We start from the raw sequence: 12,832 nt of genomic DNA on the forward strand, positions 1-12,832 counted from the left end.
AACATGGCAAAAATCCGTATTAATCTGCTTAGAAATTTATTCACAGAATATGATATAGACGGTTATATAATTCCGTCTAACGATAAATATATGAGTGAATATGTTCCAAACTACGCAAAGAGACTTGAATATATAACAGGTTTTACTGGTTCAAACGGTATAGCTATTATATATAAAGATACAGCGTTATTCTTTACCGATGGACGTTATTTAGAGCAAGCAAATAAAGAGCTGGATTTAGAGCTTTTTAAGCTTTTTGACTTAAAAGATATATCTAAGTTTGGTAAAGATGCAAAAATAGGATACGATTCTGAATTATTTACTTATCCCACTATATCAAATTTAAAGTTCAATTTTCAGAAGATTAATGGAAATTTAGTTGATAAGATTTGGCCAAATCAGCCGCTAGAGCCAAACTCTAAAGTTTATTTGCATGATATTAAGTTTGCGGGCGTTAGTCATACTGATAAAATAAGTAAATGTCGTGAAATTTTTTTGGATTCCCGCTTTTGCGGGAATGACATAGAGGAAAGTGGGAATGACACCGAGCAATCTGCCTTAGTCATTCTCGATAGCTCCTCCATATGTTGGTTACTAAATTTGCGGGCCAGTGACGTTGCTTATACGCCTTTAATGTTTGCAAAAGTTATACTCACTTCTACACAATTATATTTGTTTATAAATCCTACAAGAATCGATGCCGAAATTATTAATGCTCGTCCTGAAATAACGATTTTACCGGAAGAAGAATTTGAAAATATTTTAAGAGATAGCGAGAATAAACATCTTTCCAAACCAGCTTATAGAGAGGAACTTAAAGGAGATACGCAACGCAGCACCGCAGCGTACAAAAGCGTAAGTGAGGATGCGAGTATCGGATCGATGTCTAAATTACCTCTAGAAGTGAAGTGTGGGAAGATGTCTAATATTTTTATTGATGATACTATAGCATCTGTTCATATAATGGACTTAGTAGCTGATAAAAAAGTACAACAAATTACCGATCCATGCTTAATGCTTAAAGCTTGTAAGAATGATGTAGAAATTAAGCATGCAATCGATTTGCATATTAAAGATGCAGTAGCTTTATGTGAATTTTTTGCTGATTTTGCTCAATGTCATCCCCGTGAAAACGGGGATCCAGAAAAACATAATATGGATTCCCGCCTCCGCGGGAATGACATAGGAAATAACGAATTGACCGAGTATTCCCTCGGTTTAAAGCTTACAGAGCAACGAGCTAAACAAGAGGGATATGTTTCGGATAGTTTCCCTGCTATTTGCGGATTTCAGGAAAATAGTGCTATTATTCATTATAGAGCTGACCAAAAAACTGCTAAAAAAATTGAAGGGCAGGGGATATTACTGATAGATTCCGGCGGTCAGTATCAAGGTGCTACTACCGATATAACTAGAACAATAGTAATAGGTACACCGACAGATGAGCAGAAAAAGCGTTATACGCAAGTACTTAAAGGACATATTGCTTTAGCTAAAGCCAAATTCCCAAAAAATATTGTCACAGGAGCTAATCTTGATATACTCGCTCGGCAATATTTATGGCAAGAAATGCTAGATTATTCACACGGTACAGGGCATGGGGTAGGGAGCTTCTTAAGTGTTCACGAAGGACCGCAAAGCATAAATCTTCATAATAAAACAATACTTAAAGCAGGTATGATCTTATCTAATGAACCGGGTTTTTATATTCCTGGCAAATATGGTATTAGGATTGAGAATTTGATGTATGTAAAAGAAAATAATGGATGGCTTGAGTTTGAGACCTTAAGCCTAGTGCCTTATGCTAGTAAATTGACTGATATGAAACTACTTAATATTGATGAAATAAACTATATCAAGGAATATTATAACAAAATTAGAGCTAAAATTTATGATTTATTATCCACGCAAGCGAGGAATTGGCTTAATAATGAAATAAATTTATATTGACGTTTCCGCTATTTATTGGTATAAAGTCTATACATTTTCTACATTGGGACGTCGCCAAGTGGTAAGGCAACGGTTTTTGGTATCGTCATCCGGAGGTTCGAATCCTCCCGTCCCAGCCATTCGTCAATTTTCAATATTTTTACAATCCCTAAACATACCCTAATCTAAATTTTCATTATTAAGTAATTGTTCTATAATCTATATTATGGAAAATAAATGATAATTTATCTACATTAGTGATGGTGCATTCGATTGGATTTGAACCAACGACCTTTGCCTTCGGAGGGCAACGCTCTATCCAGCTGAGCTACGAATGCAATTTAATAAGAGCGATCCAACATAAATTTAATAATCGAAAACAAATAGTCTTTATAAATATTCTGAACCGGAATTTTATTTAATAACTTACTTGCTTCATTTTCTAAGTTACTCAAATAATTAACTGTTTCATTGTAAATTTCATGCTTTACCATTAAGTCATGTATTTTTACAAAGTCATCGTTAGTACGCTTATCACATTTAATTATATTTTCAAGCCAAAGCTGCTTATCTTGCTCTAACTTATTATATAAAAAAATCAGCGGTAACGTAACTTTTCCTTCTAAGAAATCATCGCCAATATTTTTGCCTACCTGTTTATCATTACCCAAATAATCAAGCAAGTCATCTATAACCTGAAATATCGTACCGAGTAATTTCCCAAAGTCCTGCATATCTTTAGAAATATGGTCTACCTGCTCTGCTATAATAGCTCCAACTGCACAAGCAGCTCCAAATAGTTCGGCGGTTTTAGATTTAATTATTTGCTGATATTCGTCTATAGTTATAATACGTCGTTCATTTAACTTCACTAGCTGTACTACCTCCCCTTCGGAAATAATTGCTGAAGCTTTAGCTAGAACATTCATAGCTTTAATAGAGCCGGAAGCTACCATTAACTTAAAAGACTGACTAAAGAGGAAATCACCCACTAAAATACTTGTTTTACTGCCCCAAATAACGTTAGCCGTAGGTTTGAATCTTCTTAAAGTGCTGTCGTCTACTACATCATCATGAAGCAATGTGGCGGTGTGAATGAATTCAACGGCACTTGCGAGCTTTATATGATTATCGCCTTTATAATCAAACATTTTAGCAGTTATTATAGTTAAAAGCGGACGAATTCTTTTACCTCCTGCTTCTAGTAAATATTTACCGACCTTTTCTATTAACTCTTCATCACTTTTTAAACAGCTAATGATTAAATTGTTTAACTTAGTTACTTCATCTTTTAAATCTTGCTGTATTTTTACTATAATATTCATGGTTGGTATTTTTATAAATTGTTCTGTCATTGAGTTAAAAGCAGACGAATTCTTTTACCTCCTGCTTCTAGTAAATATTTACCGACCTTTTCTATTAACTCTTCATCACTTTTTAAACAGCTAATGATTCAATATGATGATTAACGAAGTTCATCGAGTATACATTCCTCTAATATTTTTTGATTAACATTAGGAATTAACTCCATAATTTTTTCTTTTACATTTTCACCGGGTTGCACTTTTTTTACTGCTGCTTGATATAAAGATAAATAATATAAAGGTATAAGTTTATTTATATCATCTATATTACCTATTTTAGCTTTGTTTAAATCGGACAAATCAAACACATACTCAATGCTAGCATCAATTAAATTAGATGAATTCGGGTGATCGGAAATAGTTTTTAAAAATGATTTCAAAGCATTCCCGTATACTTCCTTACTCTCTTCTGAAAAATCTTTAAAATCCCCTACTCCGTATATATATGCACTTAAAACATCTATTATTCTAGAGTAATCATTAATTACTATTGTACCTTTACTGTAAGAATCTTTAAGAGTATTTACTATAGTTTCATTTGTTATATTAAATCCCGATGCGTTTGAATAGAGACTTAAAGCATTTATCTGTGCTCTAGTTAATTTGTTTAATTCAGTCACTAAATTAATATTTAAATTAAAATTATATTCCCTATCTTCAAAAATACTAAAATTATATTGTTTATTATTATTTAAAATATAGCTTAGTTCATTATTAAAATCTTTATATAGCTTATTATCAGAAAGTTTAAATAAATAGGTTTGCTTATCGTAATATTTCTTTATAAATTCTAATGAACCTATTATAAAACCAGGTTTTAGCTTAAATTGCGAATCTACCAAAAGATCAATATTATTATTGCCGAAATCGTTTAACTTACCTTTATATAATAAATTAATATTATTTTCAAAGTTATTACTATTGATTTTTGCATTAGTAACTTCAATTGTTAAATCTTTAGCAATATCTTTAAAATGCACACTACTAGTACTAATCAAGAAATTACCGGAAAATTTGAAATGATTATTCCAAGCGGGTCGATATAATAATAAGCCGGCAGGTATTATTCTATCTTCAAGGTTACTTTGTACTATTTCGGTTTCATAATAAATTGCTAATTTTTGCGGTATGTTATCAAGGAAATCCTGTTTACTTGTATAATACTTACTTTTGTCAAATAACATAGTAAGTATAGTATGATCTTCTTCATATAATTTTTGATTATCGACTAAGTCAAAAATTTCTGTTTTACCGGAAGTAAATTTAATATTTTCTATTAAATTTATAACTTCAAATAAATCTTTTTTAAATCGTACTATTTCAAATAATTTTAAATTTAACGGTATTTTTGTTGATAATATACAGTTCTCATTATAAAATCTTACTCCAAAGCCTCTTTGAACCGGCTTAAATTTTCCGAATGCTTCTCCGGAAAAATGTATAAATAATTTCTGCTTAAGTAAATCATAACCGATATTTATCGGTGTGGTAAATTCAGTTATTCTATTAATACTCTCTTCTTGCCAATTAATTACTGAAATACCTAATTTGAAAGGAAAACCATATGGCTGAACTTTAGAAAACTTAATAAGATATTGCTGATTAGGATTATTATCAGCCTCTTCTATATTAAGGTTGGTACCGGCATATTTTTGATTTATAGAGTGTGATAAAGAGAACATAATAGTAAACCACAGCCCACTATATGCGAGTATAATAAAGATAGTTATAAATAATATTATTTTAAGAATTTTTTTCATCTTTAAATCGGTATTATAGTGTGTTTTCTGTTGTTGTATGGATAAGTTTTTTCGTCATTGCAAGGCAAAATTGAAAATTTTGACGAAGCAATCTCAGGAGTTTGTTATTATTTCATGAGATTGCCACGCAGTCTACGACTGCTCGCAATGACTGGGTGGTATCTACGCAACAATGCCCGCTTGCAATGACGTTTACTTACACAGCTCTATATATTCCTTGTTCAATTTTATAACGTTCCAAATCCATAAACTCATCATAACTATAAAAGTTACTAATAAATATATTATAATAGAATCAAAGGTAGCAGTCGGAATAATAATAAATATCAAAGACTGTATAAATGCTCCAAGCGATTTACCGAATTTAGTACCTATTACCTCTACGGCAGCTTTTCCCTTAGTTCTAAGCTCTAAAGATAAAGGAATATACGCCATTTCTTTTGTTGAATCGAATAATGAATATTTGGACGATTTACTCAGTATGTTCTGAATTGCTCCAACAATAATCGCTGCATATAGAAGATTAAAATCACCGAAACATTCTCCTATTTCTTCAATAAAAATTATAAAGATAAAAAACATCAAGCCGGTAATAGACAACATAATAGGAGTTAATAATGCAGAAATGAGCCAACCGAGTCTTCTAAGAATATTACTGCCTATTATCATGAAAGTAACGCATGATATCCCCATCCAAATATTAAACCTGCCCATAAAGTTAACATAGTCTATAGTGTTTGGATGTAATTCTTTTATTTTTGCTTTCCAAGGTCCTTCAACTATATTTATTAATAATCCATAACAGATTATTAATAAGGCAATACGACCTATATATTTTGAGTGAATTACTAATTTGATACTTTCAATTACCGAAAGTTTTGTTTTCATTTTAGCTGTAACTTTTTTTGCATCTAAAACATTTATGGAATCTGTTAAAATAAATCTATTTATTATTCTAAATAGAAGCATAGCAATTATTCCTGCAGTAACAATAATTGACATGATTGGCTGAAGCATTATAGCATTTCCGGCAGATGAATTAAAAGAATCCGGTAATAATTCTGAATCAATGACGTCCTGCCCGCTTGAGAAAAAGACAAGTACGCTGCCTGCTATTATAAGACCGATATTACCGACCATTCCAAGAACGGGATAGAATCTTTTAGCTTTAGAAGTATCAAAAATGTGATTGGCAAACTGCCAAAACATTAAGTTTATGACTACTGCACTCCATAATTCCGCGAAAATATACATCAGTGCATAACTCCATTGACTACCTATTTTAATAAACCATTTAAAATTAGGGTATGAAGCAATTAATTTATTTATCATTTCATCATTAGGATGATAAATATCTTGATTTGGATAAATAATATAGGCAAATAATAAGAAAAATAGTAAAAAACTGCCGACTATAATGTAGAAAATATATTCAAAATTTAAGTTATTACTAAGTTTAATATAAAGTACGGTAAAAATTACGCACGAGGGTAATACTAACCATAATTTTAAGAAGCTAATAATTTCAGCCCCCATAGAGGGTACTACTAAACTATCTTTGATAGATCTTAAAGCCCCAAAATTAAAAAGGATACATAACATCATTAAAGCCATAGGTATAAATAGCTTTAATTCTTTCCTTTCTATAGGCCAAATTATTCCTTTAACTTTTTCAAAGAAAATTTTAGGCGGTAACATTTTTATTGTAACCTTACATATTAAAGTTAACTTTTAAATCTCTTAAGTGCTAAAGTCAATTAAAATAATTAATTTATACTACTCCAAGGTGTTATTTCTTTATATCACCAGTAATATTTTGTGATCTTATCTAATTTGTCCTGATTTTTCTTCCATAATTTCTGCTTATCGGTAGTCCATGGCTTAGGTCCTGCATAGTGTAAAATGCAATAAGAAAAATAAGGGCTTTGAGTCTCAAAATATGTACAACAGTTCCATCTCATCGATAAGGGATAAATATAATGCTGAAATGCAACTAGTATTAAATTCGTACGAGACATTTACATATTATAAAAATTAATGCATGGATTTTAACCATTAATAACAAAAGAGCAATAATTATTACAAATAGCGATAAAAAATTTATTAGTTATTTATATACTCATAATAAAGAACCTTATATAATGTTTTTTGTCAAAAAATAACATTTATGTCTAAAAAGAAAAATAGCAAGCCAAAACATGACGAGGTTATAAGAGTTGCATTTGAAAACCCTATAGTTACTCAAGAGTTCTTTGAAACCTACCTACTGCCACATATCTCTATGGGAGTTATTTGAGAACAGTGAACTTGTAAAAAATACATGGATTAATGATTATCAGTTCATTAATGTTCAAAATATTTCTGATGAAAAATTAAAAGAAAAAGATTGGTCTGGAATCTTGCAGTTTTTTTTAAACATATCCACGAACGAGAGTTATTAAAGAGATGGCAAGAAGTAGCTGATCTTGTGAATTTATTAAAGTTAATATCGGTATAGATTAATTATATAGAGCTAATTTTGTCCTCTACACCTTGAATAAGATTAGGGAAAATGATAAAATAGAAATAGAAAAAATGCTTAAATCGCATTTAAACCCTGCATTAGGAGGAAACCTTATGAATAGCTTAGCTCATAGCTGGAAACAAGAAGGTATTGAAGAAGGTAGAAAAAAAGAGAAAATTACTATGGCTAAAGAAATAAAAAAAGAAGGACTTTCTTTAGAAGCTATTATGAAAATAACAAAATTAGATAAGAAAGATATTGAGAAATTAAAATAACATGATTACATTACATGCCGCAAATAAACAGAATACTCACATTTTTGCATATTAAGCCTATAGGAACTTAGAGTTAAAGGCATATATACTCCGATCAACTTCAAAAAAGTATATGCTCCGCTCCTCGCCTTATAGACTCCTTGCTCTTTTTGAAGTTGATCTTCGTCTATCAATTCTTCATTTACTCGAAGTATATAAATTCATGTTAAATAACTCTCGTTTATGTATTATTTGGTTGTTTGGGTTTATTAGCGGTTTTAATCTAATGATTACCGGTAATACTTTAAATTATTGGCTTGCTAAAGAAGATATAGCACTGCAAACAATCGGTATATTATCATTCATAACGCTTCCCTACTCTATTAATTTCTTGTTAGCACCGATTTTTGATGCAGTGCAAATTAAATATTTAAACAACATATTTGGTCATAGATTATCTTGGATTTGCTTAACTAGTAGTGCATTGATATTTCTTATATATATTTTCAGCTTTCTAGATCCTAGTACTAATCTATTATTATTTGCTTTCACGGCTTTAATTATTTCTTTTTTTAGTGCTGCACAAGATACTATATTAAGTGCTTTAAGAACGGAAATAGTACCTAAAGAATCTCTTGGGTTTACTTCAGGAATATATATATTCGGTTATCGGGTCGGTATGCTTTTAGCCGGTTCTGGAGCTATTTATTTATCTCTTTATTTAACATTTAATGAAATATATAAAATCTTTGCCGGTTTAGTATTTATTTATTTAATTTTATTGATGGTAGGAATTAAGTATTGTTATTTAAATGAGAACATACATATACAGATAACCAAGAATGATATAAAAAATAATCAAAATAAAAAAAACATAATAAATTTTATATATAATGCGTTAAAACCTATAGGTTCTGTTTATTTCATTATTCTTATATTAATTTTCCTAGTATTATATAGGTTACCGGATAACTTAATTAATGTTATGATTAATCCGTTTTTGCTTCATCTTGAGTATGATGCTTTTGAAATAGCAAGCGTTGGAAAGTTTTGTGGAGTTGTAGGAGCTATAATCGGTGGACTTGTCGGCGGTGTTATTATGAAACATAAAAATATATTAAATAGTATATTTTTATTTGGTATTATTCATGCTTTAGGACATATTTTATTTATTTTCCTTGAAATAAACGGTAAAAATTCTTTATTATTATTTATTACGATAGGAATAGCAAGTATTACCGGCGGTATGACAATGACTGCTTATATCGCTTTTATTTCTGCACTCTGTCAAGGTAAATTTCGAGCTACTCAATATTCTTTTCTTTCATCGATGATGGGGATTTCGCGCTCAATTTTTCCTATAATTTCAGGCTATATGGTAGTAAATTTCGGTTGGCAAAATTTCTTTTTATTTACTACTATTATAACTATTCCGTCTTTATTAATTTTATTAAAAATAAAAACTAAATTACAATAATGAATGATATATATTAAGTATAATATTTTTAATACCGTATTTTGCTATTTCTTCCATTATACCAAGTATTTTTATATTAAATCAAAGTACAAAATATCGTAACTTCAAAAAAGCTCTACCTAGTGTAATTGTTGTTTCGATATGTTATAATATACTTATACATATAATCGTTTTCAATCATGATTTCTTCTTTATTTTTATGATTTGGTATATAGCAATACCTTTTTTCATAATTGGATTTATTTTTCTAATCTGTATGGAATATAATACTTGGAATCAATCATATTTTAATTTAACAATAGAACCTTAGCCTATTTCTATGTGGAAACAAAGTTTAGTTTATCAATATTATCTATATTAAACCCATATATAATGAGTATATTAAATAAGGAAATGACATTAAAATTATTTACAATGAATAATGATATATTAAGTGCTTTTTTACATGGCATCGTTTTAGCTCTCGGTTTAATAGTGCCGCTCGGAGTACAGAATATTTTTATATTCAATCAAGGAGCAAAACAGCCAAAGTTTAGCAAGGCTTTACCTAGCATAATTGCAGCCTCAATATGTGATACTATGCTTATATGTATGGCAGTTTTTGGGATATCTTTGTTAATTCTTGAAATTGCTTGGTTAAAATTATCTATATTTATTGTTGGATTTATTTTCTTAATTTATATGGGCTATAATACTTGGAATCAGCCGCCTATTGATCTTACAATGAATTCCGGGGCTTTTTCAGCTCAAAAACAAATTTTATTTGCTATATCGGTGTCAATATTAAATCCGCATGCAATTATGGATACGATTATAGTAATAGGTATTAGTGCTTTAAAGTATAGCGGTATTGCAAAAATTATATTTACCTTAACTTGCATACTTATATCTTGGATATGGTTTTTTTCTTTAGCAGTTGCAGGTTATAATATTAGAAAGCTAAATAAAAGTAGTACGATTTTAACTATAATTAATAAAATAGCTGCTATTATTATTTGGGCAGTTGCTTTTTATATTGGAGTACAAATATTGTATGAAATCGGTTTTATTAACTAGACATATTGAAGAAAATAATGAAACTATAAAGGAAATAAGTAAATATAATTTAGATTTACGTGATATTCATTGTCCTTTAATTAAATATAAAACTCTAGATTTTAATATAGATATTTTAGATAATTACTCAAATATAATAATAACTAGTAAATATGCGGCAAGTATCTTAACCGGTCATAACTTAAAACAAGATATTTGGGTAGTAGGTAGTAAGTCAAAACGATTATTAGGCAAGAAAGTAATGTATACTGCTAAAAACGTGGAAGATTTGATTAAGCATTTTCCTTCTGATTTATATGAGCAGACTATATATTTATCTTCAAATGAAATTACTAAAGATTTACCTAGCAAAATAGCTAGACATATCATTTATAATGTAGAATATTTGAATGAGCTGCCCGTATCTATTATAAAAGAATTTAAAAATAATATTGATTTTATATTACTTTATTCTCAAAATAGTGCTAGGACTTTAGTAAAATTATTACTGCAAAATAATTTACTAGAGTACTTACAAGATAGTTTAGTTGTAGCCATAAGTTTGAAAGTCGCAAATATAGTTAGACCTTTTATAAAAAATGTGGTTTATTGTGATGATCAAAACCTTAACGATATAATCAAGTTATTATCTGAAAATGCACAAATTCGATAGTTTATTTAAAAGCAAAAATATCTTTTTTATAGCAATAGTAATATTTGTCTTATCTTCTTTTACTCTTTATCATAATAGATCCGATATTTTAAAACTGTTTAAAAGTGAAAATAAGGATTTAAGCCAAATTTCTGATCAAGCAGTAGGAAATAAAGAAAATACTACCCTGGAAGAAAAGGAAGCAGCTCCTCTATTATCTACCAAGTCGCTTTTAAATTACGTAAGTTCTTTAAAGTTTCCTGAAGCACCGACTAATTTAGTAGAACCAAAATTAGAAACTGCAGTCAATTTGGCCTCATTCGGATACAAGGAACAAGGAGCGAAGCCTATAACTAATAGGAGAGCGACGAGTGACGAGGTAGGCGTATGGGTATCACTTGACTATATTAATTACTTATTAAATGTAAATCTATTAGTATATAATTTCATGCAAGATAAGGATTATAGTAAAGAACTAAGAATAGTAAAATCCCGCCTGCTGCCTCAAGATATAAGGAATATTTTAAATAACTTAGAAGCATATAATAATTATCTTTTTTCTAAATCAAGTAGTACGGAAGTAATTTTTCCTACCAACCATAAGTGGCTGGAGAAGTTTATCAAAATTGAAAAAAAAACTTCTGCTATGATGATAAAAGAACAAGATAAACCTCTAATTTTAGAGAACTTAAACTATCTAATCGATTGTCTTTATTCAGAAAAATTTATGCAGGAGTTTGTAAATAAAGATGTTTAGGTTATTATTAATATGTGCTACTTTTTTACTGCTTTATTTCGGGTTTACTTTTATAGAGAGCTTTGATTCAAAAGTTTTTATTAGTTTATATGATTATAATATAGAGACTACCTTGTTCTTTAGTCTTATTTTAGGGCTTTTATTACTAATTTCTTGTTTTATTGTCATTAGATTTCTAATATTAATTATCGATTTACCATCTAAAATACATAATATTTTTAGTAAACACAAAATTAATCATGATAGATATGCTTTAATTTTAGCTTTTGCCGAATATATTATGAATAATAAAGCTAAATCTGCTTCTATTGCTCGCAAAAATTTATCTTCTGAAGATCTAAAAGATGCACAAGAATTCCATAATTTAATCTTAGCCGTAACTGAAGAGGATGTAGATAGAAAAATTTCCTATTTTCAAAAACTTATTACATCTAAAGAATTTGTTTTTTACGGTAGCAAAAATCTAGCAAAACTTTATTATTATAAATCTTTTTATGAGAAAGCAGAAAATTACGCAACAAAGGCTTATAATTTCAATGAACTTGATATTGACAATTTAATTACTTTAATGCGTTGTTATGCTAGACTTTCTCTATGGACGAAATTTATTTTTATAACGAATAAGCTCGCAAAATTTCATAAACATGAGTCTATGCCGGAAATTGCTGAGTATTATTTATTAGCAGCGAAGCAAGAAGTAGAAAGTAATAATACGGCTAATGCTATAGATTATTTGGCAACGGCTGTAGATTTAAATTTTTATAACGACGAATTACTAGAATTTTACTTTAATTTAAATAATAAGCTTAATGTTAATAAAAAGATCAAAATATTAAAAGATGCTTTTCGTATTATCCCCTCTTTAAAATTAGTGCAGCTATTTAAAAAATTTACTTCTCTATCAGATAGGCAAATTTACGAAGAATTAACTCAAGAGTTAGATGCTAAAAAAGATGAAATATTAATTTTGGCAATAGAAGCTTATTTAGAATTGTAGACGTTGTGATATGGATTCTTTTATGTCATTCCCACGTGGATAGCAAATCGTCATTGCGAGCAACCGTAGACTGCTTGGCAATCCGGAAAAATAATAAAAAAAAT

11 protein-coding genes, 2 tRNA genes and 1 pseudogene are annotated in these 12,832 nt (G+C 29.3%); 9 read left to right on the forward strand and 5 right to left on the reverse strand.

Going from position 1 to position 12,832, the window contains the following annotated elements:
- The first annotated feature begins 3 nt into the window (after positions 1-3).
- Positions 4-1,950, forward strand: a complete 1,947-nt coding sequence (locus GCO76_RS00650; RefSeq protein ID WP_410955839.1) for a M24 family metallopeptidase — start codon at positions 4-6, stop codon at positions 1,948-1,950.
- Positions 1,951-1,994: 44 nt separating this feature from the next.
- Positions 1,995-2,069 (forward strand) — tRNA-Gln (locus GCO76_RS00655).
- 121 nt (positions 2,070-2,190) lie between these two features.
- Here GCO76_RS00655 and GCO76_RS00660 read toward each other — a convergent pair.
- From GCO76_RS00660 to GCO76_RS00680, 5 genes and pseudogenes are all read right to left on the reverse strand, one after another.
- A tRNA-Arg gene (locus GCO76_RS00660) sits at positions 2,191-2,267 on the reverse strand.
- 3 nt (positions 2,268-2,270) lie between these two features.
- The gene (locus GCO76_RS00665) at positions 2,271-3,254 is read right to left on the reverse strand and encodes a polyprenyl synthetase family protein (RefSeq protein WP_410956436.1); all 984 of its coding nucleotides are present in this window, start codon (positions 3,252-3,254) and stop codon (positions 2,271-2,273) included.
- A gap of 140 nt (positions 3,255-3,394) precedes the next feature.
- A complete protein-coding gene (locus tag GCO76_RS00670) occupies positions 3,395-5,053 on the reverse strand; it encodes a hypothetical protein (RefSeq protein WP_410955840.1) in 1,659 nt (552 codons plus the stop codon).
- Between the two features lie 192 nt (positions 5,054-5,245).
- Positions 5,246-6,751, reverse strand: coding sequence for a nucleotide exchange transporter Tlc3 (gene tlc3 / locus GCO76_RS00675; protein WP_410955841.1), 1,506 nt, complete (start codon positions 6,749-6,751; stop codon positions 5,246-5,248).
- Between the two features lie 104 nt (positions 6,752-6,855).
- Positions 6,856-7,059: pseudogene (locus GCO76_RS00680) on the reverse strand (glycosyltransferase family 8 protein); the annotation flags it as partial.
- Positions 7,060-7,220: 161 nt separating this feature from the next.
- Here GCO76_RS00680 and GCO76_RS00685 point away from each other — a divergent pair.
- The 7 genes from GCO76_RS00685 to GCO76_RS00715 all read left to right on the forward strand — a co-directional run bounded on the left by GCO76_RS00685 (position 7,221) and on the right by GCO76_RS00715 (position 12,728).
- Entirely contained in the window at positions 7,221-7,349 is a 129-nt protein-coding gene (locus tag GCO76_RS00685; protein ID WP_410955842.1) for a hypothetical protein, read from the forward strand.
- Between the two features lie 236 nt (positions 7,350-7,585).
- Positions 7,586-7,831, forward strand: coding sequence for an RpnC/YadD family protein (locus GCO76_RS00690; RefSeq protein WP_410955843.1), 246 nt, complete (start codon positions 7,586-7,588; stop codon positions 7,829-7,831).
- Positions 7,832-8,033: 202 nt separating this feature from the next.
- Positions 8,034-9,287 carry an AmpG family muropeptide MFS transporter gene (locus tag GCO76_RS00695; RefSeq protein WP_410955844.1) on the forward strand — a complete coding sequence of 418 codons (1,254 nt, stop codon included), beginning with the start codon at positions 8,034-8,036 and terminating at the stop codon, positions 9,285-9,287.
- A 414-nt stretch (positions 9,288-9,701) separates the two neighbouring features.
- Positions 9,702-10,343, forward strand: a complete 642-nt coding sequence (locus tag GCO76_RS00700; protein WP_410956437.1) for a LysE/ArgO family amino acid transporter — start codon at positions 9,702-9,704, stop codon at positions 10,341-10,343.
- Positions 10,321-10,995, forward strand: a complete 675-nt coding sequence (locus GCO76_RS00705; RefSeq protein ID WP_410955845.1) for a uroporphyrinogen-III synthase — start codon at positions 10,321-10,323, stop codon at positions 10,993-10,995. Before GCO76_RS00700 ends, GCO76_RS00705 begins: the two co-directional genes overlap by 23 nt.
- The gene (locus GCO76_RS00710) at positions 10,979-11,731 is read left to right on the forward strand and encodes a palindromic element RPE2 domain-containing protein (RefSeq protein ID WP_410955846.1); all 753 of its coding nucleotides are present in this window, start codon (positions 10,979-10,981) and stop codon (positions 11,729-11,731) included. The genes GCO76_RS00705 and GCO76_RS00710 overlap by 17 nt, the downstream gene beginning before the upstream one ends.
- Positions 11,724-12,728: a tetratricopeptide repeat protein gene (locus GCO76_RS00715; protein ID WP_410955847.1), complete on the forward strand. Its 1,005-nt coding sequence runs from the start codon at positions 11,724-11,726 to the stop codon at positions 12,726-12,728. Before GCO76_RS00710 ends, GCO76_RS00715 begins: the two co-directional genes overlap by 8 nt.
- Positions 12,729-12,832: the final 104 nt, after the last annotated feature.

This window comes from Rickettsia koreansis (assembly GCF_046532895.1).
Taxonomy (GTDB): domain Bacteria; phylum Pseudomonadota; class Alphaproteobacteria; order Rickettsiales; family Rickettsiaceae; genus Rickettsia; species Rickettsia rickettsii.

What these genes read in the sequence shown, in the direction of transcription:
- GCO76_RS00650 (WP_410955839.1), top strand. Translation starts at nt 4, where the DNA reads ATGGCAAAAATCCGTATTAATCTGCTTAGAAATTTATTCACAGAATAT.
- GCO76_RS00665 (WP_410956436.1), bottom strand. Translation starts at nt 3,254, where the DNA reads ATGAATATTATAGTAAAAATACAGCAAGATTTAAAAGATGAAGTAACT.
- GCO76_RS00670 (WP_410955840.1), bottom strand. Translation starts at nt 5,053, where the DNA reads ATGAAAAAAATTCTTAAAATAATATTATTTATAACTATCTTTATTATA.
- tlc3 (WP_410955841.1), bottom strand. Translation starts at nt 6,751, where the DNA reads ATGTTACCGCCTAAAATTTTCTTTGAAAAAGTTAAAGGAATAATTTGG.
- GCO76_RS00685 (WP_410955842.1), top strand. Translation starts at nt 7,221, where the DNA reads ATGTCTAAAAAGAAAAATAGCAAGCCAAAACATGACGAGGTTATAAGA.
- GCO76_RS00695 (WP_410955844.1), top strand. Translation starts at nt 8,034, where the DNA reads ATGTTAAATAACTCTCGTTTATGTATTATTTGGTTGTTTGGGTTTATT.
- GCO76_RS00700 (WP_410956437.1), top strand. Translation starts at nt 9,702, where the DNA reads ATGAATAATGATATATTAAGTGCTTTTTTACATGGCATCGTTTTAGCT.
- GCO76_RS00705 (WP_410955845.1), top strand. Translation starts at nt 10,321, where the DNA reads ATGAAATCGGTTTTATTAACTAGACATATTGAAGAAAATAATGAAACT.
- GCO76_RS00710 (WP_410955846.1), top strand. Translation starts at nt 10,979, where the DNA reads ATGCACAAATTCGATAGTTTATTTAAAAGCAAAAATATCTTTTTTATA.
- GCO76_RS00715 (WP_410955847.1), top strand. Translation starts at nt 11,724, where the DNA reads ATGTTTAGGTTATTATTAATATGTGCTACTTTTTTACTGCTTTATTTC.